This window comes from Sporomusa aerivorans, from assembly GCF_041428895.1.
Classification (GTDB): Bacteria; Bacillota; Negativicutes; order Sporomusales; family Sporomusaceae; genus Sporomusa; species Sporomusa aerivorans.
On record NZ_CP156926.1, the window covers coordinates 1,025,029 to 1,048,336 of the forward strand.

The following is a 23,308-nucleotide window of genomic DNA, read 5'->3' on the forward strand; positions in this document are numbered from 1 at the left end:
GGAGTTTCATGAGAATACTGGTTGTTGAAGACGATAACCCGTTGCGCGAAGCCATTGTGTCCCTGTTAAAAGAGGAGAACTATCTTGTTGATGAAGCGGGCGACGGAGATGAAGGATTGTATTTTGCACAGCAGGGGATCTATGACTTGCTGATTCTGGATATTATGCTGCCGGGAGTCACTGGCCTGGAAATTGTTAAACAGGTCCGGTCCGGTGACAGTACGGTGCCAATTTTACTCCTGACGGCGCGGGACAGTGTCGCTGACCGGGTGTTTGGCCTGGAAACAGGCGCTGACGACTATTTAGTGAAACCGTTTGCTATTCAGGAACTGTTAGCGAGAATAAAGGCGCTTATCAGGCGCAGCGGCTCCATGGCCAATGATGGGAAAATATCTTATGGCGGCGTAATGATCGACAGTAAGATGCGTGATGGTTTTATAACCGATCAGGCCCTGGGGTTAACGACCAAAGAATATGACTTGCTGGAATTTTTGATTTTAAATAAGGAACAGATTTTGACAAGAGAACAAATCTTTGACCGGGTTTGGGGCTTTGAGTCAGAAACAACCATGAGTGTGGTGGATTTATATATTCATTATCTGCGCAAAAAGCTGGCTCCGTCCGGGTATGACAGTCTCTTAAGGACAGTACGGGGCGCCGGCTTTATGTTCAAGGAGAAATAGTTATGTTTAAGCGTACCCTGCGCCAGTTGTCAGCCATGAATTCAATTGTATTCCTGCTGATTTTTATGGTTTTTGGGACAGTGATTTACGGATTTGTTTCCTACCGGCTGTTTGATAAAGTCGATGATGCTATGCGTTTTAAGGCCTATAACATTCGCATTGTTAACGGCAGAATAGCCCCGCCGGGGCGAAACCGGTTTCTTTTTGACCCGCGTATTCTCATTCTGCTGCGGGATAATCAGGGCCGGATTGTGAATATGCCGAATAATGAAGACATAGATGTTGAGCGTCTGGTTGAATTGGTAACTCAAATACCGCCAGAGCATATTTTGACAAAGGAAATTGAAGATCACGCCTATCGCATGATTAATATTCCCTACCGGTATGAGGAAAGGGTTTTGATGACTGACCGCGGGCCTATTCCGATAGACAGCATTATTGCGATCAGTATTGTTGATTCGGAAGTGGCTTCGCTAAAGGACTTGTTAATTATTATCGCCAGCGGCTTGGTAATGGGCATGCTGATTATTATTCTTGCCGGCTATTACCTGGCGCGGCGGGCTATGGTCCCCATTCAGGCTTCCTGGGAAAAGCAGCAGCAATTTGTCGCCGACGCTTCCCACGAATTGCGCACGCCTCTGGCAGTTATAAAAAGCAATGCCGAGCTTATGCTCAGACATCCTGAGCATACGGTGGAAGAAGAGAGCATCCGGGTTACGAATGTTGTCAGAGAAGTGAGAAGAATGACCAAGCTGGTTACCGACCTCCTGACTCTGGCCAGGTCGGATGTTAACCAGACGGAACTTAAGCTTGAGCCGGTTAATATGGGTGAGATAATTGACACTGTGGCCGAACAGTTCGTGCCGCTGGCTGAAATGGACGGACTTATGCTGCAGGCTGAAGCCAGCCAGGAACTGGAACTAACCGCAGACAGGGAGCGCTTGCACCAGTTACTGGTAATCCTCCTGGATAATGCCATAAAATATACTCCGTCACCAGGAAATATTAAAATTACCGGTGGCAGGCAGGGGAGTAATATTGTGGTTACGGTGGAAGATACCGGTCAGGGAATCCCAACTGAAGATTTACCGCGGGTATTTGACCGGTTCTATCGCAGCGATAAAGCGCGCTCGCGGGAGAAAGGCGGCACCGGTCTGGGACTGGCGATTGCCAACTGGATTGTGGAAATGCATGGCGGCAAAATTGGCGTAGAAAGCAAGCTGGGCAGCGGTACCAGGTTCAGTGTGACATTACCTGCTAAAAAAGTTACTTAGCGGTATTGTTGGTACAGTATGTGAGAAGTGCTTGTCTTTGGCAAGTACTTTTCCTTTATTTAAAGGGTTTTCTAAAAACAATCTAAAACTTATAATATAGAATGACCATATGGTCACTTAATAAAATCTAAACAATTACAGTAGGAGGCTGCTTTAGTTATGCCAAACTTAAAACATAATGCTGCGCTCATTGCTGCCGGGGTCATTCTATTACAAAATACGTTTGCTTTTGCCGCTCCTGTCGAATTGTCCCTGCAGGACAGTATTGCGTACGCCCTAAAGAGTAATCCGGCGGTACAGATATCCAGCGAAGATAAAAAGCAATCTGAATTCAGTGTTAGTGAAGCCAAAGCTGGCAAGATGCCTAGTGTCTCTCTGGGGAGCAGATATACTAAACAGGGTGCTTCTCAGGGTGCTTCTCGGTCAGACAGTTTGAACAACAGCTTGAGTATGGGCTGGCAACTCTATAGCGGAGGTAAAACAGAAGCTAAGATTAAACAGGCCGAACTTGGTGTTGCTTCGTCCGACCTCAATGTGGAAAAGACCAGACAGCAGCTTGTGCTTGACGCAACCACCAACTACTACAGTGTGCTGGAAGCCAAGAACATGCTGGCCGTAAATGAAGAGAGCGTCAGCAACCTGCGGGCTCACGCCAATATCGTGCAGGCGAAATACCAGGAGGGTGTCGCCGCCAAATCAGAGGTTCTGCGTTCGGAGGTTGAGGTCGCCAACGCCGAGCAAAATCTGATTAAAGCGCAAAACCAGTATGAATTAGCGGTCTCCAGCCTGCTTACAACCTTAAATATGGATGGCGACACTGAAATTACACTCAAGGGTGAACTTAATTACCTGGCTGACAGCAGAACGCTGGCAGACTCCATTACCCAGGCCAAGCAAAACCGGCCGGAAGTGGGCCAGGCGCAACTAAGTATCGACAGCGCCAATAAGGGCATCGAGATTGCCGAAAGCAACAAACGTCCGTCTGTCTCCCTGTCGGCGTCTACCGGCTGGAACGATTCGGTAGTGCCTAAGGGCAGCGACAAAGATAACTGGTCGGTGGGGGCTTCAGCCAGCTGGAACATTTTTGACGCCGGCGTAACCAAGTCGCAGGTCAACAAGGCTGAATCTTCCTTAGCCAAGGCCAAATTGCAGGCCGAACAGACCATAGATGCTGTCGAGCAGGAAGTCCGTCAAAGCTATCTTAGCATGAAAGAGGCTGAGAAACGCCTGCAAACGACAGAGGTAACCGTCAATAAGGCCAACGAGGATCTCTATATTGCCCAGGAAACGTATAAAGCCGGTGTGAACACTAATCTTGACGTCTTTGACGCGCAACTGGCATTAACGCAGGCCAAAACCAATCATGTTCAGGCTTTGTATGACTACAATGTCAACAAGGCCAAACTGGATAAAGCTATGGGCGTAAAAGCCGGTAGCCTATAAGGGCGGAGGGAATTTTTTGTGAACACATTGTGGCAAAAAGTTAAAAACCATAAGACCATCCTTGTTGTAGCTCTTATTGCCGTGGCTGCAAGTGCGGGCGGCTGGTATTACTACCAAAGTAAAAGCAAGACGGCAACTGCGCCGCTTACGACCATTCAGGCCGAACGCCGGGATCTCACCTCGGTAGTTGCGGCAACCGGCACCATTAAAGCGGTAAACTCGGTTGATATCAGCTCTAAAATAACGGCTCACATCAAAGAGGTTAAGGTTAAAGAGAATGAAGAGGTAGAGGCGGGAGAAGAGCTGGTTATTCTGGAGGACACCGGCCTGCAGGCGCAGGTAACCCAGGCGAAGGAGCGGCTTGACAATGCCGCCATAAAATACCAGCGGACTTCCCACCTGACCGGTATTGGCGGTTCAACCAAGGAGCAGCTTGATAACGCCAGCATGGACTATAAGATCGCCCAGGCCAATTATGATGAAGTAATGTCAAAACTTGACGATACCATTATTGTGTCGCCAATGGCCGGCAGTGTTATCGGCAAGCCGCTGTCGGCCGGGGAACTGGTGGCCCAGGGGGTCAATAATCCGACTGTTATTTTGACTGTGGCCGATATGTCCAAGATGCAAATTGAAGCCAACGTGGACCAGACCGATATTGGTAAAATTGCTATGGGGCAAAAGGTTAGCTTTACGGTTGACGCTTATCCCGGAAAAGAGTTTAGCGGAGTTGTTACTACTATCTCCCGTAAAGCCGTAGTTTCCCAAAATGTTACCTACTACCCGGTAACTATTGACGTTACCAATGCCGAAAATCTCCTGAACCCGGGTATGGTTGCCAGAGTATCGGTCACTGTCAGTGAGAGTAAAGGTGCGCTGACCTTGCCGCTGTCGGCCATCCGTTCAGATAAGAACGGTAAATATGTAGTGGTTGCCGGACCAAACGGTCAGACCAGGAATGAGCCTGTGACAACCGGCAATACCGGTGATGACAGAGTTGAGATTTTGAGTGGCGTAAACGAAGGCGACAAGGTTGTCTTAGCGCAGGTAAAAGTACAGACGCAGGGACAAACAGGCAGTCAGGGAAACCGTCAGGGTGGCGGCCGAATGTTCTAAGAACAGGGCTAGCTGGATTAAGGAGGTCATAACGTGACAATTGCATTAGCCAATATAACGAAAACCTATCAAATGGGCGACACGCTGGTGGCCGCTCTGGCGGGAGTCAGCCTTGATATCCGTGAAGGAGAATTTACGGCGATCATGGGTCCGTCAGGTTCCGGTAAATCAACGTTAATGAATATTCTGGGCTGTTTAGACCGGCCGACTACCGGTTCTTACAAGCTTGACGGACAGGAAGTGGCCACCTTAAGTGACGACGAACTGGCGTCAACCCGGAATAAGAAGATCGGTTTTGTGTTCCAGAATTTTAATCTGCTGCCCCGGATTACGGCGCTTGACAATGTGGCTTTGCCGCTGGTTTACGCCGGGGTTGCAGCCAAGGAACGGAAAGAGCGGGCCGCCGCCGCCCTGGCGTCGGTCGGCCTTGAAAAAAGAATGGATCACCTGCCGAACGAACTTTCCGGCGGTCAGCGCCAGCGGGTGGCCATTGCCCGGGCGCTGGTCAATGAGCCGACTATTATCATGGCGGACGAACCTACCGGTGCGCTTGATACCAAGTCGGGTGACGAAGTTATGGATATCTTTAAGACGCTCAATTCTTATGGACGTACCATCATTCTCGTAACGCACGAGCCTGATATTGCCGCCCATGCCAAGCGGGTGATTCATGTCCGGGACGGGCTGATCGTCCGGGATACAGAAAGGATTGAGTAATGTGTTCTGGGAAAGTGTCAAGATTGCTTTAGACGCACTTGTATCCAACAAGCTACGCTCAATCCTTACCATGCTGGGGATCATCATCGGGGTCGGCGCCGTTATTGCCATGGTGTCGATTGGTATGGGGGTCAGGGATAAGATATCCAGCTCCATTGCCAGCCTGGGCAGCAACCTGATTATTGTTATGCCGGGAGCGGCTTCTTCCTCCGGGGTGCGGCAGGCCGCCGGCTCCAATATTACCCTGACGCTGAAGGATTCCGAGGCGATTGCCCGGGAGGTTGACGGCATCGGCGCTGTTGCGCCCAGTGTCAGCAAGCAGTATCAGATGGTAGCCGGCAATATGAACTGGACTACCAGTGTCCAGGGGACGACGCCGGAATATACAGAAGTCCGTAATTTAAGTGTGCAGGCCGGCAGCTTTATTACCGATGACGATGTGGACAGCCGTAACCGGGTAGCCGTCATCGGTACTACAGTGGCCGCCAATTTGTTTGACACGCAAAATCCGATCGGTAAGAGTATTCGTATTAATAACGCACCCTTTACGGTAATTGGTGTGCTGGAAAGCAAGGGGCAGTCGGCCGGCGGGCAAGACCAGGACGACACGGTCATCATCCCGCTTACCACCGCTCAGGAACGCATGATGGGGATTACCTACGTGCAGACCATCAGTGTCCAGGCCGCTAATGCCGAAGTGGTGGACCAGGTTCAGGATGGCATTACCAGCCTCTTGCGGGCCCGTCACGGCATTACCGCCGACAAAGACGATGACTTTACCGTGCGTAATCTGGCCAGCGTCATGGCTACCGCCCAGGAAACGACAGCGACCATTACCCTGCTGTTAGGCAGTATAGCGGCCATTTCCCTTTTGGTCGGCGGTATCGGCATTATGAACATTATGCTGGTGTCTGTCACCGAGCGAACCCGGGAGATTGGTATCCGCAAGGCCCTGGGAGCCAGATATGCCAATATCCTCATGCAGTTTCTCATTGAAGCCATTGTTATCGGCGTCATTGGCGGGGCAATCGGCATCGCCACAGGAATTGGCGCTTCATATGCCATTTCCTCTGTTGCCGGCTGGAATACCGTGATTACATCCATGCCGATTATCATATCATTCGCGTTTTCCGTTGGGATTGGCCTGTTTTTTGGACTTTACCCTGCCCGGAAGGCCGCACTATTGAATCCGATTGATGCATTGCGGTATGAATAATTAAATAAATATAAAATAGTTATACAATCTACTGACAAATTGGCAGTAGATTTTTTTTATCCAGAATAAAATGCAATGATAAATGTTGCGGAAAAAGCGACGCATTGTCGCCAATCGCCTGCAATACAGACGATAAAGTAGACTTAGCTTCAGATGGGGTTTTAACCCCACCTGAAGTTTAGTCGCCCTTATCCAGGAACTTAGCCGCACTTATCTCCCGCTTATAGATGTAGGAGTCTTAGTGCGGGTTAGTTACAGGATAAATGAGTTATAACTCACGTAGTGTAGTTTGTATCAAAAATCGTCATCGTCAATAAAAACAAAGGATATATTGATTATTTATAGTTAATATAGTAAAATATTGGATTGACAAATGCCAAAGCGCATTTATATAATAGTAAACATAATATTTAATGGCTAATTTTGCTTATTAATGACAATTTTATATAGAACGTTATAAGTGTCGGCAGCATTTGCTGCTGAGCGATGAGAGGAAAACGGGTGAAAATCCTGTGCTGTCCCGCAGCTGTAAATAGGGAGCCTGCTTCAAAAGAGCGTCACTGGAGGAAACTCTGGGAAGACGGAAGCGAAGGTTATGATCTATGAGCCAGAAAGCCTGCTTATAATAAGATTCATTGTTGACTTACGAGTGATAAGGAAATGGATGTGTAGGCGCAGTCTATGCTTTTTCTGATTGTCTGCATATAACTGCACTGCGCCTGAATGGGCAGTCTGTCTGTATCCGTATAGAATCCTTTTCTTTTAGTTAAGAAAACGATTCTATACGGATTTTTATTTTTTGACAGAGAGGAGATGGTGATTTGAAGAGAAAAGAGCTTGTGCATCGCTTGGCGCAGATGGTTATTACTCTTCTCGGTGTCAGCTTCCTGACGTTTTGTCTGATGTATCTGTCGCCGGGAGATCCGGTAGAGATGCTGCTGGAGGTGGGCGATACCATTGTTTCGGAGGAAACGATTGCCGAGACGCGGGCACAGCTGGGGCTGGATCAGCCGTTTCATGTACAGTACGTCCGCTGGCTTGCCGGTGTTTTGCAGGGGGATATGGGCATGTCCTATTCGGCGAAGATGCCGGTAGCCGACCGGCTCTGGCAATGCCTGCCGGGAACGTTGGTACTGGCAGGCTCGGCTCTGGTAATGATGCTGTTGATCTCGGTTCCGTGCGGGATCCTGTCGGCGGTATATCGAAACCGTACCGCTGATTATCTGATTCGCGGCATTTCGTTTTTAGGCGTGTCTATGCCGAGCTTTTGGGTAGGGCTTATCCTGCTGTACGTTTTGGGGCTGAAGCTGAGGCTTTTCCCGATAGCAGGCGGTGTGGTGTCGCCGGACCGGATGGTGCTTCCCGCGTTAACGCTGGCCATTGCGATGTCGGCTAAATACACGCGGCAGGTGCGTACGGCGGTTTTGGAGGAACTGGGACAGGATTATATCATTGGTGCCCGGACGCGAGGCTTTCCCATGCGGAAAATTCTCTGGCGGCATGTGCTGCCGAATGCATGTCTGCCGCTCATTACGCTCCTGGGCCTGTCGATTGGCTGGCTGTTGGGCGGCGTGGCTGTTATTGAGATGGTCTTCTCCTGGCCGGGACTTGGCAAGATGGCTGTACATGCCATAGAGATGCGTGATTATCCGCTGGTACAGGGCTTTGTCCTCTGGATTGCTGTTTTGTATATGGGGATTAATCTGCTGGTTGATATCTCCTATACATATCTTGATCCGCGGCTGAAGAAAGGAGGGCGCTGAGTGTCGTTTTGGACAAAAGATAAATTCCTGTTTGGACTGTTTACGTTTTTGGTTCTAATGATTGCAGGCCTGGCGGTATTGGCGCCATGGCTGGCTCCTTACGACCCGTATGATGCGGTGATGCGGCAGTCGCTGCAGGCGCCGTCGGCGGAGCACCTGTTCGGTACGGACAAGCTCGGGCGTGACTGCTTATCGCGAATTCTCTACGGGACGCGGACCTCCCTTTTAATGACGCTATCGCTAGTCGCCATTATTTCGGTGATAGGGACATTCGTTGGTGTGGTCGCCGGCTACTCGGGCGGCAAGGTGGATACAGTGCTTATGCGCATTGTGGATATGATGCTGGCTTTTCCGGGCATCGTGCTGGCTATTGCCATTGCCGGCATGCTGGGCGGGAATATACTCAATACAATTCTGGCGCTGGCGGCCGTGAGCTGGACAAAATATGCGCGTTTGGGACGCAGCCTTACCCTGAAGCTGCGTGAACGTGATTTTATCGCGGCAGCCGTAACCAATGGAACAAGACCGCTCCACATCCTTTGGCGCCATATTTTGCCGAATATCCTGCCAACCATTGTTGTGACGGCCGCCATGGATATCGGTACGATGATCATGGAACTTGCCGGATTGTCCTTTCTGGGCTTTGGCGCGCAGCCGCCGACACCGGAATGGGGGCTTATGCTCAACGAGGGCAGACAGCATATCCAGACGGCTCCCTGGCTGATGATTTATCCGGGGGCTGCGATTCTGGCAGTTGTAGCAATCTTTAACCTTTGGGGAGACAGCCTGCGCGACATCATGGATCCGCAGCGGGCAAACTGAGTGAGAACATAGAAAGGGTGAGGTTTATGAAGGGCTTGGGAAGATTTATTTGTGTGTTGCTGATGATTTGCATGTCGGCGGTCTTTATGGCAGGCTGCGGCGGCAGCGGTAAAAAGGAAGCCGACAAAAAGACACTGAAAATTGGTGTAACAAATTTTGCGGATTCGCTGGAACCGACGGAAAATTATTTTGGCTGGGTGGTCATGCGTTATGGCATGGGGGAAAGCCTGGCAAAATTTGATGAAAAAATGAATGTACAGCCGTGGCTGGCTGAAAGCTGGCAGATCAGCGCTGATCATTTGACATGGACCTTCAAAATCCGAGACGGGGTGAAATTTTCAAACGGAAAGTCGCTGGATGCTGCCGCTGTCAAGGCTTCTCTGGAAAGAGCCTTTGCCAAGAATAAGCGCGCGACGACTTTCTTTAAGTATAAGGACATGAATGCTGACGGTCAGACGCTTACCATCCGTACGGAAAAGCCGGAGCCGAATATGCCGGGATTCTTAGCCGATCCGCTTTTCTTGATTGTAGATGTATCGGCTGAAGCAGGACGTAATTTTGCCAAAGAAGGTCCGATTACCACCGGTCCTTATATGTGCCAGTCCTTCGTCAAGGATAAAGCGGTCATGGTAAAAAATCCGCACTACTGGGACGGCGAAGTGCCGTATGAAACAGTTGAGATCCCGTCCATTGACGATCCGAACACAAGGGCGATGGCTCTGCAGTCCGGCGAGGTAGACATGGCAGTTAACATTGCAGCAGGCGACATCGGCCTCTTTAATGATACCGCAAAGTTTCATATCGACAGAATTTCCTCGCTGCGCACAGTACTTGCACGTATTAGCCAGCAGGGAGTCCTGGGCGACCCCAAGGTTCGTGCGGCTTTCATCAGCGCTTGCGACAGAAAGGCGTACAATGAGGTTATTCTGAAAGGAACTTTTATTGAAGGCAAGGCGCCTGTACCGCCGTCTATGGATTACGGCTTTGACCAGCTCAAGGATCCGAACAGCTACAATGTTGAACGGGCGAAACAGCTTTTGGCTCAAGCCGGCTGGAAAGATACGGACGGCGATGGCATACTCGAAAAGGACGGCAAGAAGCTCACTGTAGATTTTGTAGTGTACAACAGCCGCGCGGAGCTGCCGATTTATGCTGAGGCCGTGCAGTCAGATACGAAGAAGGTTGGCTTTGATGTAAAAATCAAGACAGTAGATTATAATTTGATCGACAAAATGGGGATTAACGGCGATTATGGCCTTTTGATATCGAATATCACGACGGCAAATACCGGTGATCCGGAGATCTTTTTGAACTGGTACTGGCGAACGAATAAAAACGGCGATAACCCCCAGAATGGCTCAGGCTATAGTAATCCGGAGCTGGATGCGAAGTTTGCCCAGCTCTCCACAGAGTTCGACCATCAAAAGCGCCGTCAGCTCATCGTCGACATTCAGCAGATCATCATGAACGATGGCGCGGCTCTTTTCCTGGGTTATCCGGAAACCAACATCATCAGCTCGACCTCGATTGCAGGCGCGAAGATGTATCCGTCCGATTATTACTGGCTGACCAATAAGATTAGACCGGCAAAAAAATAGATCGCGTGAAGGAGAACTGAGATGTTGATAGAGGTATCGGAGCTTTCGGTATCCTACGCGGAACATGAAATCGTCCGGAATGTAAATTTATCGCTCGATGCAGGAGAAATCCTGGCAATTGTGGGAGAAAGTGGCAGCGGCAAGACAACGGTTATTCGCGCCATCCTGGGCTGCCTGCCGCATGAGGGGCGTGTGACTGGCGGGAGGATACTTTTTGAAGGCAGGAATGTATTGGAGAATACGCCTGCCGAGTGGTGCCGCCTCTGTGGAACAAAGGCTGCCATGGTTTTTCAGGACAGTGGCAATATGCTGGATCCAATCCGGCGTATCGGCAGCCAATTCGTAGAGTATATCCGCGAGCATTCGCCGCTGACCAAACAGGAAGCAGCCAGGGCCGCAGAGGACATGCTCAGGAAGATGCACTTGCCCAACCCGGAAAATATTATGAAGAGCTATCCGTTTGAACTGAGCGGCGGCATGCGCCAGCGTGTCGGTGTGGCCATGGCCATGTTTTTCAAACCGCGCCTGCTGCTGGCGGATGAGCCGACCTCGGCCCTGGATGTGACGACGCAGGCGCAAGTGGTAAAGGAAATGATGGAGATCTGCCGGAAGGATAAAACGGCAATCATTATTGTTACCCATAATATTGGAGTGGCAGCCTATATGTCGGATAAACTGATCGTCATGCAAGCAGGAAGAGTCGTCGAATCCGGCGGAACGGACGAGATTATCTCCCGGCCGCAGTCGGCGTATACCAAAGAACTTTTAGCTGCGGTACCGCAGGTCGGAGGGAAAAGATATGTCGGCTGAGAAAGAAGAAATCCTGACAATCGAGCATGTCGTAAAACGTTTCCCGGTAGCCGACGGGCGCATGCTGACAGCCTGCGATGATGTATCGCTGTCGCTTTATCAGGGAGAAACACTGAGTGTTGTCGGTGAAAGCGGCTGCGGCAAAAGTACGCTCGTCAAACTGATCATGCAGCTGTATGCGCCGACAAGCGGGGCTATCTGCTATCGGGGCGAGGATCTTACGCGGCTCAAGGGAGAACGTATGCGGCAGAGCCGGCGGCATATCCAGATGGTGTTTCAGGACCCGGCGCAGGCTTTCAATCCGAAGATGAAGATACAAGACATCCTCTGCGAACCGCTGCGCAACTTCAAGCTGGTAAAAGACCGCGAGGCAGGGCAAAAGGCGGAAGAACTTTTGCGCCTGGTTGAGCTGCCGGAACAATTTGCCGACCGCTATCCCGGCAATATGAGCGGCGGGCAGCGTCAGCGCATCGGGATTGCCCGTGCGCTGGCGATTGAACCGGAAATCCTCGTATGTGATGAGGCGACAAGTGCGCTGGATGTTTCCGTGCAGAGAAAAATCGTGGAACTTCTGGTCAGAGTACAACAGGAAAAGAATCTGGCTATGATTTTCATCTGTCATGATTTGGCTCTGGTATCGCAGATCAGTCATCGCATCGCCGTTATGTATCTCGGCAATATCGTCGAGGTGCTTGCGGGCAGCGCGCTGAATGAAGCAAAGCATCCTTATACGCAGGCGCTGCTGCAGGCGGTTTTCCCGGTGAGGAAAAAAGGGGCGGCAGAGGTTCGGCCGCTGGCGGGGGAGATACCAAGTCCTCTCGCGTTGCCGCCAGGGTGTCCGTTTCAGACCAGGTGCCCGGAAAGCAGGGAGATATGCTGGCAAGAAAAGCCGGTGCTTACAGAGCTTTCTAAAGGCCACAGCGCTGCCTGTCATTTTGTTTCATAAATTTATAATTAGCCCCCGCAAAGGAGGCTAAAATGTACTTGCGGATTTTGTCTCTTTAAAGCCCTAAACGGAGAGTTGCTGGTTGAAAGCACATTTAAAGTAACTTTCATCCGGGTTTAAGGTGTCAGCGTTTGCAAACTTATATTATCGGAAGGGATAGGGGAGATGTCATGAAAAAGAAAACGATTATTGCTCTGTGCGCCGTATTCAGTTTAAGCATGGCCGGTACGGCCCTGACCGCACCGGCGAATCTTTTTGCTGTTGTGCCGGAAAAACACTGGACTTATAGTGCTCTCAGCCAGTTGGCCGATGCCGGTCTCGTCGAAGGCTTCGGCGGCGGCGCCTACAAGGAAAATGTCATTTTGACCCGTTGCGAAATGGCCGCTATTGTAGCTAAAGCCATGGCAAAATCAGCCAATGCTGATGCGACGGCCCAGGCCACGCTGGCCAAGCTTAAAGAGGAATTTGCGCCCGAATTTAGCCTGAGTGAAACTGGCAATGAAGCAAGTAATGTTGGCAAACGGCTGGACAAGCTGGAAAAGAACGTGTCGCCGGTCAAAATCACCAGCGGTGATGTTCGTATCCGCTACCAGACTAACTGGGATCAAAAAGCAAAAAGCAGTGATACGGCCGCCGGTACACGCTTGCAGGAACGCGTAAGAGTAAATATTGCGGCCGATGTTACCGAGAATGTTAAGTTCAATAGCCGCATCACGGCAACCCATACCAGTAATAAGCGAACTGTCAATGGCACCAGCAAAACCTCAGCTTATGTCAGTCCGGCCTTTGAACGGGCTGAACTGCAATGGACAAACAAGCAGACAAATGTTGTCCTGGGCCGTATCTTACCTTCATTAGGCCAGGGAATTATCTGGGACGGCAACTCTATTGACGGGGCTTACGCGACCTATGATTTCGGAAATAGCCAATTATCTGCCGGTTATGGTGATCTGGCCGCCTATACAGGCAGTGCAGCTACGATCAATGCCAGCCTGGCAAACCTGAATGTCAAAGTCGGTCTGAATACCAATCTGACGGTTGCGCACCTGGATACCATGACTAATTCTGCGGGCTATAACTTTAATCAAACGGCATATGGTTTTAAAACACAGACAGGCGACGTTACTGTTACCGGTGAATATGTTGAGAACAATGACGGCAAATTGCCGGCGAATGCCCAAAAACATGGTTACTGGGGCCGGGTGCAATGGAAAGGTATTGACAACAGCAAACCAGGTACATTTGGCGTTAATTTTGATTATCTGAGCCTGGGGAATTATGCAGTTGATTCAGCCAATAATCCGGGCACCTTAATAGTCTCCGGCGGTAATGGCATTGGCGGCGCCGGCGCCAAAGGCTATGGTTTCGGTGTACAGTATGTGTATGCCAAAAACGCCAATGTGGAAGCCCGCTATTACAATCTGAAACCCTATGATGCAAATAAAGCCGGCTTTGGCGACTATAAGCCATCTTATCATTTGGTTACCAACATTAAATTCTAACATGAAAGCAGAAACGGTTCCGGTTAGCCCGGAACCGTTTCTGCTTTCATGACTTTTTGTGACCAATTATGACAAAGATGTAAGATATTTGTCGCCAGGAGTTCATTATTTTCTATCGAAATATTCAAATTAACGGAGAATAGTTGTTTTTAGAATGAGATAATGAACCAGGAGGGGTGTTGGATGACTTTATCGAGAAGACGGTTTCTTAAGCTATCGCTTTCAACAGTGGCTGTATTGACGTCTGGCTTTGATTTTGATACCGAACATGCCAGGGCGTCAGGCTACAATCTGAAACTGCGCGACGCCACCGAGTATCCGAGCATTTGCCACTTTTGCTCAGGCGGCTGCGGGATTATCCTTCATGTCCGGGATGAAAAACTGATTAATCTGGAAGGCGACCCGGATCATCCCACCAATAAAGGCAGTCTTTGCCCCAAAGGCGCGTCCCTGGGGCAGGTACGCGATAATCCGCGCCGGATTGTCAAGCCTATGTACCGTCCGCCAGGAGGCAAGGAGTGGCAGGAAATTTCCTGGGATTCGGCCATCGATAAGATTGCCAGAAAGATTGTATCGGTTCGCGACGCCAACTGGATAGAAAGCGGCAACCGTACCGATGCGTTGGGACTATTGGGTTCGGCCGAGCTTGATAATGAAGAATGCTATATCATGACGAAATTTATCCGCCTGATGGGGAGTAACTATAACGAACATCAGGCCCGTGTTTGACACGCTCCGACGGTGACAAGTTTGTCACCTTCATTTGGCCGTGGCGCTATGACCAACTCCTGGACAGACCTTGAAAATGCCAGGTGGTTTTTGATTGCCGGTTCCAATGCAGCGGAAAATCATCCGATTGCCATGAAGTACGTGCTGCGAGCGCAGGAGAAAGGCGCCAAAATTATTGTTGTAGACCCCCGTTTTACCAGAACGGCGGCCAAAGCCGACCTGTTCGCGCAGATCCGGCCTGGTACAGATATTGCTTACTTGGCAGCTATTATTAATTATATTTTGGAGAACAAGCTTTATAATCTGGATTATGTGACCCGTTTTACCAACGCCGCCTGCAAAGTAAACCCGGACTATACGTTCAGCGACGGTTTGTTTTCCGGCTTTGACAGCGCTAAAAGCAGTTACAATCCAGCTTCCTGGAGTTATGTGCTGGGCGAAGACGGCCAGCCGGTCAAAGCGGCTTCGTTAGATGAGCCGGGCACCGTGTTCAGCCTGATGAGAGAACACTTTAAGCGGTACACGCTCGAAACCGGCGCGGCTATCTCGGGTATTCCGGCCGAAACCATCAGGCAGATTGCCCAGACTATGGCAAAAGACAGGCCTGGCACCATTATGTATGCACTGGGGATGACGCAGCATACCACCGGTACGCAGGGAATTCGCTGTTATGCCATTATCCAGTTGCTGCTCGGCAATATCGGCTTGATGGGCGGTGGCGTCAATGCCTTGCGCGGTGAACCGAACGTACAGGGCTCCACGGATTTTTCCAACCTGGCGACAACACTGCCCGGCTACATCAGTACACCTGCTGACAGCGAAAAAGATACCGCCGCCTATGGGGCTAAATATGGTGCGGCAGCGCGCAAGCATCTCATTTCGCTGCTGAAATCCTGGTTCGGCAGCAAAGCTGCGCCGGAAAATGATTTCTGCTACCAGTACCTGCCCCGTATGCAAACCGGCAAAGCCATTACCTATATTCCCATGCTGGAGGATATGGCCAACGGCCAGTTTAAAATGCTGTTAAATGTCGGTATCAACCCTATGGTCAGCATCCCTAACAATCACATTGTGCGGGCGGCCCTGGAGCAGCTTGACATGATGGTCAACGTAGACCTGTTCGAAACCGAGACGGCTTCTTTCTGGAAGGCTCCGGGCAGCAGACCGGAAGATATTAAAACAGAAGTGATTTTTCTGCCGGCGGCATTCCTCTATGAGAAAGCCGGCAGTCTGACAAATAGCGGGCGGTGGATTCAGTGGAAGCCGGCGGCCCTGAAGCCGGAGGGCTCCTGTAAATCCGACTTGGACATCTTTGACCTGATTTTCAGGAAAGTCCGTGAACTCTACGCCGGCAGCACCCAGCCCAAAGATGCTCCCATTTTACATGCGGCCTGGGACTATGGCCACGAGCCGGACCCGGCAGACGTACTGAAAGAAATCAACGGCTATAATGTGAAAACAGGAAAACTACTGACTACTTTAGGCGAATATCTGGCGGCGCCGGCCGGTGATGTATCCTGTGGCTGCTGGATTTATTCCGGGGTCTACGGCAATGGCAATTTAGCCTACAGGCGGGACGGCAAAGATCCAAGCGGTCTGGGGATTTTTCCCGGCTGGACTTTTGCCTGGCCGGCCAATATCCGTATTCTTTATAGCCGGGCCTCCTGTGACGATAAGGGGCAGCCGCTTGACAACGCCCGTAAGCTCATTTGGTGGGATAGCGGGAAGGGACAGTGGACAGGCAATGATGTTCCCGATGTTGTTGACCGGTCTAAAGGACCTGACACGCCGGAGGGCAAAACGGCCTTCCGTATGAATGCCGAACGGTTGGCCCGGCTATTTACGGCCCCCTATACCAGTAAACCGGCCGGAGACGCTATGCCCCAGGCTATATCCGGGGTTTGTCCTGACGGACCGCTGCCTGAGTTTTATGAACCGATTGAGAGTCCCACGTCTAATGTGCTGCATCCCAGGGTAGCCACCAATCCGCTGGCTAAAGTCCGCCAGGCGTTAAAAGGAAAACAAACCATCGGCACCGTAAGTGAATTCCCGTATGTGCTCACAAGTTATGCTTCCGGAACCGAACATTTCTGCAGCGGCTCGCTGACCCGCAATTTATCATGGCTGGTCGAGTTTATGCCGGAAGCTTTTCTGGAGATAGGCGCCGCACTGGCGCGAAAGTTAAATATCAAAAATGGTGAGCTGGTAGAGCTGGTTTCGGCGCGGGGCGCCGTCAGAGTCAAAGCCATGGTCACTGAACGCATTCAGCCGCTATTAATAAACGGTAAGGAAACCCACACCGTCGGCATGCCGTTTGGCTGGGGCTTTGCCGGTCTGGGCACAGGTCCGAGTGTCAATGTTATTACCCATGCCTCGTTTGATCCGCCGTCGGGAACGCCGGAATTTAAAGCGCAGCTGGTTGATGTAAGGAAGGTGAAGTAACATGGCGGAACGCATGAGCGTATTATTCGATGCATCGAAATGTACTGCTTGTCAGGCTTGCTCGATTGCCTGCAAGCAATGGAATGCGCTGCCGGCGGAAAAAACGACCCTGACCAGCAGCTACCAGACTCACCAGGATTTTACTCCCAGGACCTGGACCTATATCGCCTTTAAGGAAGCCTGGGAAAACAACAAGGTAGAGTGGCTGTTCCGGAAAGAACAGTGTATGCATTGCGGGGAAGCGGCCTGTGAAAAAGCCTGCAACCATCAGGCCATAGCCCATACCGAGCAGGGATTTGTGGTTATAGACCATACAAAATGCATCGGCTGCGGTTACTGCGTAACCAATTGCACTTTCCATATACCACGGGTTGATCCTAAAACCAATAAAGCCTATAAATGCACCGGCTGTCCTGACCGGGTTCTGAACGGCCTAAAGCCGGCCTGCGTGCAGACCTGCCAGCCCGAGGCGCTGGTGTACGGCAGACGCGAGGAGATTATGGCTTTGACCCAAAAACGGTTTGAACAGGTTAAGAAAACCCATTCGCAGGCTGTGCTCTATGCTGCCCCTCAGCTTAACGGCGTAAACTTTACTTATATCCTGCTAAGAAAACCGGAGTATTATGGTTTGCCGGCAGATCCGGCAGTACCCTTTTCTGTCGATGCCTGGAAAGATGTTATCCGTCCATTTGGCGGTTTCGCCATTGCCGGTGCGTTACTGGCAACTGCCGTTGGCTTTATCAAGACCAGAGGGCAGAACAATGCGCATGATGCCGGCAGTTCAAACGATAAAGGGGTGAGTAAGCATGGATAATGACCGTATCCTCCGGTTTTCACCAGCTGAACGGGTTGCGCACTGGGTGCATACTGCCAGTTTCTTTACTTTGCTGCTATCCGGCTTAATTGTTATGTCCCACAAATTTCTGTTTTTGTCGGCGTTATTCGGCGGGGTGCAGAATGCCCGCATCATCCACAAGCTAGCCGGCGTTGTCTTCTCCTTTGGTACTGTGCTGATTTTTGTTCTTGGTGATCATAAAGCTTTCTGGCGGTGGCTTAAAGACATTACTACCTGGGGGAAAGTAGATTTCGACTTTTTAAAAGAATTTCCCAAAGAATTTTTGGGAGGGCATGCCAATCTGCCGGAGCAGGGCCGGTTTAATTCCGGTGAAAAAGTTAACTCGCTGTTTATTCTGATAGGCGGCGCTCTTTTAATGACGACAGGCCTGATGATGTGGTTTGCCGATGCCATGCCGCTGAGCATCGTCCGCTGGGCGTATCCCCTGCATAATTTACTGGCGCTCCTGATGGCGGCTGTTGTTATTGCCCATATGTATCTGGGGCTGCTGCATCCGGGGTCTAAGGAAGCCATCAATGGCATGCTGCGGGGCACCGTAACCCGTGCTTTCGCCAAAGCGCATCATGCCAAATGGTATCGCGAGGTTGCCGGAGAGGAGAAAAGTAAATAATGACTGGACAGAATGTTACGCAGGTTTTGCATGTGCTTGACAAAATGCTAAGTTGCATTGCCGCGGCGCCTGTTGACGAAAGAAAAGCGGCGGCTTGGAGAAGGCGGCTTAAGTCAGGCCAGCCGGCCATTGACGAAACAGAATTCCCGGTAACGGATGCTGCCTATTTCTTAATTGGAATCGCCAGACATGAGCAGGGCCGGGATTTGACACAGGATGCTGCCGAGCAATTGATCCTTCACTATTTAGCAGAACAAGCAGCCGGCGCTTTGTGGCAGGAAAACGGTATTGCCGCTAAGCTGGGTGAAGCCTGGTCACATTTGGCTTGTCAGACAGCGTTGGCCAGAGCGGCCGAGACTGTGGCTAAAAATATACCGTTAGCCGACTGGCAGCACAGGGAATGCCCGGTGTGCGGAACACTGCCCGCGTTTGCCAGCTTAGAAGGCGAAGGGGGACAGCGCAGCCTGGTATGCGGCAGTTGTTTCACACACTGGCGTTTCAAACGAATTGGCTGTGCCTTTTGCGGGGAAGAACAGCCTGAACAATTGAGAGTATTAACTGCTGAGGAGTTTCCCGGCTGGTCGGCCGCCGTGTGTCTTACCTGTCATGGCTATATCAAAACCGCCGATCTGCGGCAAATGGCTGTGCGTCCCGGGTGGCAGCAAGCTGCGCTGACAACCCTGCCGCTTGACTATGCGGCTGTCAGATGGCTGGACAACTTCCGTTCACAGCGGGCTACATCATAAATAAATAACAAAAGCGCCAAGTTCATACTTGGCGCTTTTGCTGTGACTTAGGAATTTTTCGACTGGAAGGTCTGGCAATTGGTCTGCTCGCTTTGCCGTGCGCTTGCGCCGCCGCCATCAACATTAACCTGGATGGCGGAAGCATCGCAATTCTCGCCTGACTTCCAGTATTTACAGTTGGAAACTGTACATTTTACACCTGATAACGTCATACATATTCACCTCCACTTTTTAAAGTGCAAATGTAGTATGACACTACGGGGAAAAATTATGTGTGATCCGCCTGTTCAGTTGGCATTGTACCTTTACAAAGCTCAAACCAGAACAGAACCCCCCCTGCTGTATTCTCCACCCCATAGCCATTGCCATGCTGCTCCTGAATGGCGCGCACAATGGAGAGGCCCAGCCCGTAGCCGCCATACTCCCGCGTGCGGGCTTCGTCGACCTTATAAAAGCTTGTCCAGATTTTATCCAGGCTGTCTGCCGGTATAGGGAGGCCGGAATTATAGATGCATATCCTGATTTTGTCACCGGTCTCCCGGGACTGGATGCGAATTAGCTTAGCGTCTCTAGCATGTTCCATGGCGTTAGTCAGAAGGTTGTAGAGAACCTGCTCGGTCCGCAGGGCGTCGGCGTGGACAAAGAGCGGACCGGCCGCGTTAAGCTCCAGCATAATGCCTTTGTCCGTCAGGATAGACTGGTATTTTTTCGCCATATCCTGTAATAAGACGGTTAGGTTAAAATCCGTTTTATTAATCTGAAAGAGGCCGGATTCAAGCTGGGACAGATTGAGCAAATCCCTGACCAGTTTATCCATTTTACCCGCCTCGTCCATAATGACCGAACAGTAGAAGTTTTTATCTTCCTCGTCGCCGGCGATATTTTCCTTCAGGCCTTCCGCATAACCAAGGATGAGCGCAAGCGGGGTTTTTAGTTCATGAGAGACATTGGACACGAAAGTTTTGCGCATCTTTTCCAGGGCGCGTTCCTTGGCCACATCGGCCTGCAACTGCCGGTTTTTCTTATTCAGTTCCGAGATGGCGGCATCCAGCTGACCGGATAAATGATTGATGCTTATGCCCAGCTGACCAAGCTCATCATTGCGGTTAACCGTACATTTTTGCGAAAAATCAAGCCGGGCCATTCCGAGAGCAATGCGGTTAAGTTCCAGGATAGGGGCGGCAAACTTTTTGGCAAAGAAGAAAGCCCAGCCGCAGCCTGCCAAGAGGGTCAATATTCCGGTGAACGCCAAAAACTGAGCGGTGACAATGGCGCTTTCCGACACGGGCGCCAAGGGCTGCCGGATGATCAGGATATCGTGATTGGCCAACTGGCGCTCCAGTACCAAAAAATCAATTTTTAACAACTGATCAAACTGAGTTTCCAAAACAGTCTGGTCATCAATGGCCTGGCTGTTCTTCACCAGCTGAAAAGAGTTGGGCGGCACGCGAAAGCGGCTTGGGGACGAGGTTTGGGTATTGGGCGGATTAATCGGAGCGGGTGGCTGGTCAGTTACCATACGGCCGAACGAATTGTATTTAATGGCACCCTGGGGAGCAAAAATTAGAATGGCCGCACCCAGCGTATTGGCTGTCCGTTCGAGCTCCAGCGAGATTTCGCCGGGATTATTGTTATACAGTTCGGCGATAACCCGGCTGCTGGCAATAATGCTGTCCCGCTTCTGGCTGATATAAAATTTTTCCAGGCCAAACCCGGTAAGCACTGAAGAGATCAAGATGAAAAACAGGGCCAGGCCGCTTAATACAAGAAAAAGCTTGGTGCGAATGGATGTTGTCATTTTTTAGCCTCATAGCGGTAACCGTAGCCCCGGATGGTCTGGATCAAAGAGCTTTCGCCGCCCAGTTTGGTTCTCAGCCTGGTGATATGCGTGTCAACCGTTCTGAGGTCGCCGCAATAATCATAGGTCCATACCTGATCAAGGATTTGCTGGCGGCTTAGGGCGGTCCCCGTGTTATCCGCCAAATAGGTAAGAAGTTCATACTCCTTCGGACTCAACTCAAGCTGCCGGCCATTGACTGATACCTGACGGGCCGCTCTGTCAATCGCCAAACCGCCGGTGCCGGCGGTTGCCTCTTTATCCTGATCCAGCCGGCGAAACAGTGCATTTACCCGCGCTGTCAGGACTTTGGGACTAAAGGGCTTGACAACATATTCGTCGGCACCCAGCTCAAAAGCCTGGAGCTGATCGGCTTCGTCCTCCCTGGCAGTCAGCATAATAACGGGAATGGCAGTATTTTTCCTGAGCTCACGGCATACTGTCAGGCCATCCTGGACCGGCATCATGATGTCAAGAATGACTAAATCGACTTTTTCACGGGCTAAGAGCTCTAAGGCCGCCTGCCCATTCGCAGCTTCCAGTATATGATACCCGTCGCGGATAAGAAAATCGGCAACCAGCTTCCGCATGCGCAGCTCATCATCAACAACTAAAACGGTTTTGGCCATAAGGCGGTCTCCTTTTGCATTCTGTTTATCCGGCGACTTAGCTTCAGGTGAGATTAAAACCTCACCTGAGGCTAAGTCTACTTTATATAATTATTTTAATATGAAGCGAGCGGAATGAAAAGAACCGGCAGGCGCGATGCTTGTGCTCAAAACCTGAAAGGATGGATTTTCCGCTGCTGCCGTAACAAATTAGTAACATTAGTATGTTACTATTACAACTAGATTAATGCTCAACAGTTTCCAAACAACAGGGCAGGTATGACAATGCCTGGAGCCCATGACATAAGGGGGATTTGCATGAATTCGTGGAAACAGTACATACAACAGGGGAGTTCCGGCATTTTAGGGCTATACTTACTGGTTCAGGCTGCGACGGGCTTTGCCGCTCCCCTCACCGTGGAACAGGCTGTTAATATGGCGCTGGAGAATCATCTGGATATTAAGAAGGCTCTGAGCAGTGAAAAAAAGGCCGAATATGCGCTGGAGAGCACAAAGGGCAGCCAGGGGCTATCCATTGATGCGTCCAATACCTTTTATCTAAAACGGGTCAGCGATTCAGCAAACAACAGTACCAGCAATCTTACGCTGTCACTGCCCCTGTATACCGGCGGCAAGAATGAAGGCAACATCGAGATTGCCAAAACCGATGTGTCGATGGCGGGCCTAAGCCTGCTAAAAACCAGGCAGGACGTGAAACTAAACACCACGGCCGCCTATTATGATGTGATTGAAGCCCACAAGACGCAGACGGTCGATCAGGAAACTGTCGATAACTATGTACAGCACCTGAAAGACGTCAAGGCCCAGTACAGCGCCGGCAATGTGGCTAAGGCTGATGTTCTGCGGTCGGAAGTGGAGCTGGCAGATGCCCAGCAGACCTTGATAAAGGCCCAAAATTCCCATGCGGTGGCGGTTAATACCTTCAAAAACATGATTCGCTGGAAAAGCGCCGAAGCGATAGAGTTTGTTGACGAATTTCAGTATGTGCCTGTAACCCGGACGATGGAAGAGTGCGTAACTCTTGCCAAGGAGCAGCGTCCCGATCTGAAAAAGTACCGGCTTGCCATTAATGCGGCCGAGAAAAGTGTTGATGTTGCCAAGGCGGATAAGAAACCGTCGGTGTCGCTTACCGCGGGAACCGGTTGGAGCGACAGTGTATTGCCCAAGGATGATAAGGATGTCTATGTCGGCGTGACCAGCAGTTGGAATTTGTTTGACAGTCATGTCACCAGGGGAAAAGTTAAGCAAGCTTTGAGCGATGTCGACACCGCCCAACTGGAGCTGACAGCCCAGGAAGATGCGGCGGAATTGGCGGTAAAAGAATATTACCTCGGTGTGAAGGAAGCCGAGAAGCGGATGGAGACAACGCAACTGGCCGTACATAAGGCGGAAGAGGATTATTTTATCGCCGAGGCTAAATACCGGGTGGGAGAAGGCGTTTTGCTGGATGTTATCGATGCCCAGCTGGCATTGACAACAGCGAAGAACAATTATATTACCGCACAGTACGATTATGTGACCTACAAGGCAAAATTAGAAAATGCCATGGGCATGGACTAGGGGGCAGGA

General features: G+C 50.7%; 20 protein-coding genes and 1 riboswitch. Of the genes, 17 read left to right on the top strand and 3 right to left on the bottom strand.

Annotated elements, in window-relative coordinates:
- Positions 1–8: 8 nt before the first annotated feature.
- The 16 genes from SATMO3_RS04635 to SATMO3_RS04710 all read left to right on the top strand — a co-directional run bounded on the left by SATMO3_RS04635 (position 9) and on the right by SATMO3_RS04710 (position 19,273).
- On the top strand, positions 9–683 hold the full coding sequence (locus tag SATMO3_RS04635) for a response regulator transcription factor (RefSeq protein WP_371378161.1): 675 nt from the start codon (positions 9–11) through the stop codon (positions 681–683).
- Positions 684–685: 2 nt separating this feature from the next.
- Entirely contained in the window at positions 686–1,957 is a 1,272-nt protein-coding gene (locus SATMO3_RS04640) for a sensor histidine kinase (protein ID WP_371378163.1), read from the top strand.
- A gap of 159 nt (positions 1,958–2,116) precedes the next feature.
- Positions 2,117–3,400, top strand: coding sequence for a TolC family protein (locus SATMO3_RS04645; protein ID WP_371378166.1), 1,284 nt, complete (start codon positions 2,117–2,119; stop codon positions 3,398–3,400).
- Between the two features lie 18 nt (positions 3,401–3,418).
- Positions 3,419–4,516 (top strand): efflux RND transporter periplasmic adaptor subunit, encoded by a 1,098-nt coding sequence (locus SATMO3_RS04650; RefSeq protein ID WP_371378169.1) that lies wholly within the window; start codon positions 3,419–3,421, stop codon positions 4,514–4,516.
- Between the two features lie 33 nt (positions 4,517–4,549).
- Positions 4,550–5,233, top strand: coding sequence for an ABC transporter ATP-binding protein (locus SATMO3_RS04655; RefSeq protein ID WP_371378172.1), 684 nt, complete (start codon positions 4,550–4,552; stop codon positions 5,231–5,233).
- 1 nt (position 5,234) lies between these two features.
- A complete protein-coding gene (locus SATMO3_RS04660) occupies positions 5,235–6,449 on the top strand; it encodes an ABC transporter permease (RefSeq protein WP_371378175.1) in 1,215 nt (404 codons plus the stop codon).
- Positions 6,450–6,890: 441 nt separating this feature from the next.
- Positions 6,891–7,088, top strand: a riboswitch (cobalamin riboswitch).
- 182 nt (positions 7,089–7,270) lie between these two features.
- Positions 7,271–8,212 carry a nickel ABC transporter permease gene (gene nikB / locus SATMO3_RS04665; protein WP_371378177.1) on the top strand — a complete coding sequence of 314 codons (942 nt, stop codon included), beginning with the start codon at positions 7,271–7,273 and terminating at the stop codon, positions 8,210–8,212.
- A complete protein-coding gene (nikC, locus tag SATMO3_RS04670; RefSeq protein WP_371378180.1) occupies positions 8,213–9,034 on the top strand; it encodes a nickel transporter permease in 822 nt (273 codons plus the stop codon).
- Positions 9,035–9,060: 26 nt separating this feature from the next.
- Complete coding sequence (locus SATMO3_RS04675) at positions 9,061–10,632, top strand: ABC transporter substrate-binding protein (RefSeq protein ID WP_371378183.1); 1,572 nt, start codon at positions 9,061–9,063, stop codon at positions 10,630–10,632.
- 21 nt (positions 10,633–10,653) lie between these two features.
- Positions 10,654–11,442, top strand: a complete 789-nt coding sequence (locus SATMO3_RS04680) for an ABC transporter ATP-binding protein (protein ID WP_371378186.1) — start codon at positions 10,654–10,656, stop codon at positions 11,440–11,442.
- On the top strand, positions 11,432–12,388 hold the full coding sequence (locus SATMO3_RS04685; protein ID WP_371378190.1) for an ABC transporter ATP-binding protein: 957 nt from the start codon (positions 11,432–11,434) through the stop codon (positions 12,386–12,388). The genes SATMO3_RS04680 and SATMO3_RS04685 overlap by 11 nt, the downstream gene beginning before the upstream one ends.
- A 170-nt stretch (positions 12,389–12,558) precedes the next feature.
- Positions 12,559–13,890 (top strand): hypothetical protein, encoded by a 1,332-nt coding sequence (locus SATMO3_RS04690; protein ID WP_371378193.1) that lies wholly within the window; start codon positions 12,559–12,561, stop codon positions 13,888–13,890.
- A gap of 183 nt (positions 13,891–14,073) precedes the next feature.
- Positions 14,074–17,061: a formate dehydrogenase-N subunit alpha gene (fdnG, locus tag SATMO3_RS04695; RefSeq protein WP_371378196.1), complete on the top strand. Its 2,988-nt coding sequence runs from the start codon at positions 14,074–14,076 to the stop codon at positions 17,059–17,061.
- A gap of 1 nt (position 17,062) precedes the next feature.
- The gene (locus SATMO3_RS04700) at positions 17,063–17,875 is read left to right on the top strand and encodes a 4Fe-4S dicluster domain-containing protein (RefSeq protein ID WP_371378199.1); all 813 of its coding nucleotides are present in this window, start codon (positions 17,063–17,065) and stop codon (positions 17,873–17,875) included.
- Complete coding sequence (locus SATMO3_RS04705; protein ID WP_371378202.1) at positions 17,868–18,527, top strand: formate dehydrogenase subunit gamma; 660 nt, start codon at positions 17,868–17,870, stop codon at positions 18,525–18,527. Before SATMO3_RS04700 ends, SATMO3_RS04705 begins: the two co-directional genes overlap by 8 nt.
- Positions 18,527–19,273 (top strand): formate dehydrogenase accessory protein FdhE, encoded by a 747-nt coding sequence (locus SATMO3_RS04710; protein WP_371378204.1) that lies wholly within the window; start codon positions 18,527–18,529, stop codon positions 19,271–19,273. Before SATMO3_RS04705 ends, SATMO3_RS04710 begins: the two co-directional genes overlap by 1 nt.
- A 47-nt stretch (positions 19,274–19,320) precedes the next feature.
- On the opposite strand, the gene SATMO3_RS04715 is transcribed toward SATMO3_RS04710, so the two are convergent.
- Genes SATMO3_RS04715 through SATMO3_RS04725 form a run of 3 tightly spaced genes read right to left on the bottom strand, consistent with a single transcriptional unit; the run spans position 19,321 to position 21,739 of the window.
- Complete coding sequence (locus tag SATMO3_RS04715) at positions 19,321–19,485, bottom strand: DUF1540 domain-containing protein (RefSeq protein WP_371378207.1); 165 nt, start codon at positions 19,483–19,485, stop codon at positions 19,321–19,323.
- A 56-nt stretch (positions 19,486–19,541) separates the two neighbouring features.
- Positions 19,542–21,071 (bottom strand): sensor histidine kinase, encoded by a 1,530-nt coding sequence (locus SATMO3_RS04720; RefSeq protein ID WP_371378210.1) that lies wholly within the window; start codon positions 21,069–21,071, stop codon positions 19,542–19,544.
- Positions 21,068–21,739 carry a response regulator transcription factor gene (locus SATMO3_RS04725; protein WP_371378213.1) on the bottom strand — a complete coding sequence of 224 codons (672 nt, stop codon included), beginning with the start codon at positions 21,737–21,739 and terminating at the stop codon, positions 21,068–21,070. Before SATMO3_RS04725 ends, SATMO3_RS04720 begins: the two co-directional genes overlap by 4 nt.
- A gap of 297 nt (positions 21,740–22,036) precedes the next feature.
- On the opposite strand from SATMO3_RS04725, the gene SATMO3_RS04730 reads away from it, so the two are divergent.
- Positions 22,037–23,299, top strand: coding sequence for a TolC family protein (locus SATMO3_RS04730; protein ID WP_371378216.1), 1,263 nt, complete (start codon positions 22,037–22,039; stop codon positions 23,297–23,299).
- Positions 23,300–23,308 lie beyond the last annotated feature (9 nt).

Excerpts from the sequence above, each read along its gene's own strand:
- SATMO3_RS04635 (WP_371378161.1), top strand. The coding sequence starts at position 9 with ATGAGAATACTGGTTGTTGAAGACGATAACCCGTTGCGCGAAGCCATT.
- SATMO3_RS04640 (WP_371378163.1), top strand. The coding sequence starts at position 686 with ATGTTTAAGCGTACCCTGCGCCAGTTGTCAGCCATGAATTCAATTGTA.
- SATMO3_RS04645 (WP_371378166.1), top strand. The coding sequence starts at position 2,117 with ATGCCAAACTTAAAACATAATGCTGCGCTCATTGCTGCCGGGGTCATT.
- SATMO3_RS04675 (WP_371378183.1), top strand. The coding sequence starts at position 9,061 with ATGAAGGGCTTGGGAAGATTTATTTGTGTGTTGCTGATGATTTGCATG.
- SATMO3_RS04680 (WP_371378186.1), top strand. The coding sequence starts at position 10,654 with ATGTTGATAGAGGTATCGGAGCTTTCGGTATCCTACGCGGAACATGAA.
- SATMO3_RS04685 (WP_371378190.1), top strand. The coding sequence starts at position 11,432 with ATGTCGGCTGAGAAAGAAGAAATCCTGACAATCGAGCATGTCGTAAAA.
- SATMO3_RS04690 (WP_371378193.1), top strand. The coding sequence starts at position 12,559 with ATGAAAAAGAAAACGATTATTGCTCTGTGCGCCGTATTCAGTTTAAGC.
- SATMO3_RS04700 (WP_371378199.1), top strand. The coding sequence starts at position 17,063 with ATGGCGGAACGCATGAGCGTATTATTCGATGCATCGAAATGTACTGCT.
- SATMO3_RS04705 (WP_371378202.1), top strand. The coding sequence starts at position 17,868 with ATGGATAATGACCGTATCCTCCGGTTTTCACCAGCTGAACGGGTTGCG.
- SATMO3_RS04710 (WP_371378204.1), top strand. The coding sequence starts at position 18,527 with ATGACTGGACAGAATGTTACGCAGGTTTTGCATGTGCTTGACAAAATG.
- SATMO3_RS04715 (WP_371378207.1), bottom strand. The coding sequence starts at position 19,485 with ATGACGTTATCAGGTGTAAAATGTACAGTTTCCAACTGTAAATACTGG.
- SATMO3_RS04720 (WP_371378210.1), bottom strand. The coding sequence starts at position 21,071 with ATGACAACATCCATTCGCACCAAGCTTTTTCTTGTATTAAGCGGCCTG.
- SATMO3_RS04725 (WP_371378213.1), bottom strand. The coding sequence starts at position 21,739 with ATGGCCAAAACCGTTTTAGTTGTTGATGATGAGCTGCGCATGCGGAAG.
- SATMO3_RS04730 (WP_371378216.1), top strand. The coding sequence starts at position 22,037 with ATGAATTCGTGGAAACAGTACATACAACAGGGGAGTTCCGGCATTTTA.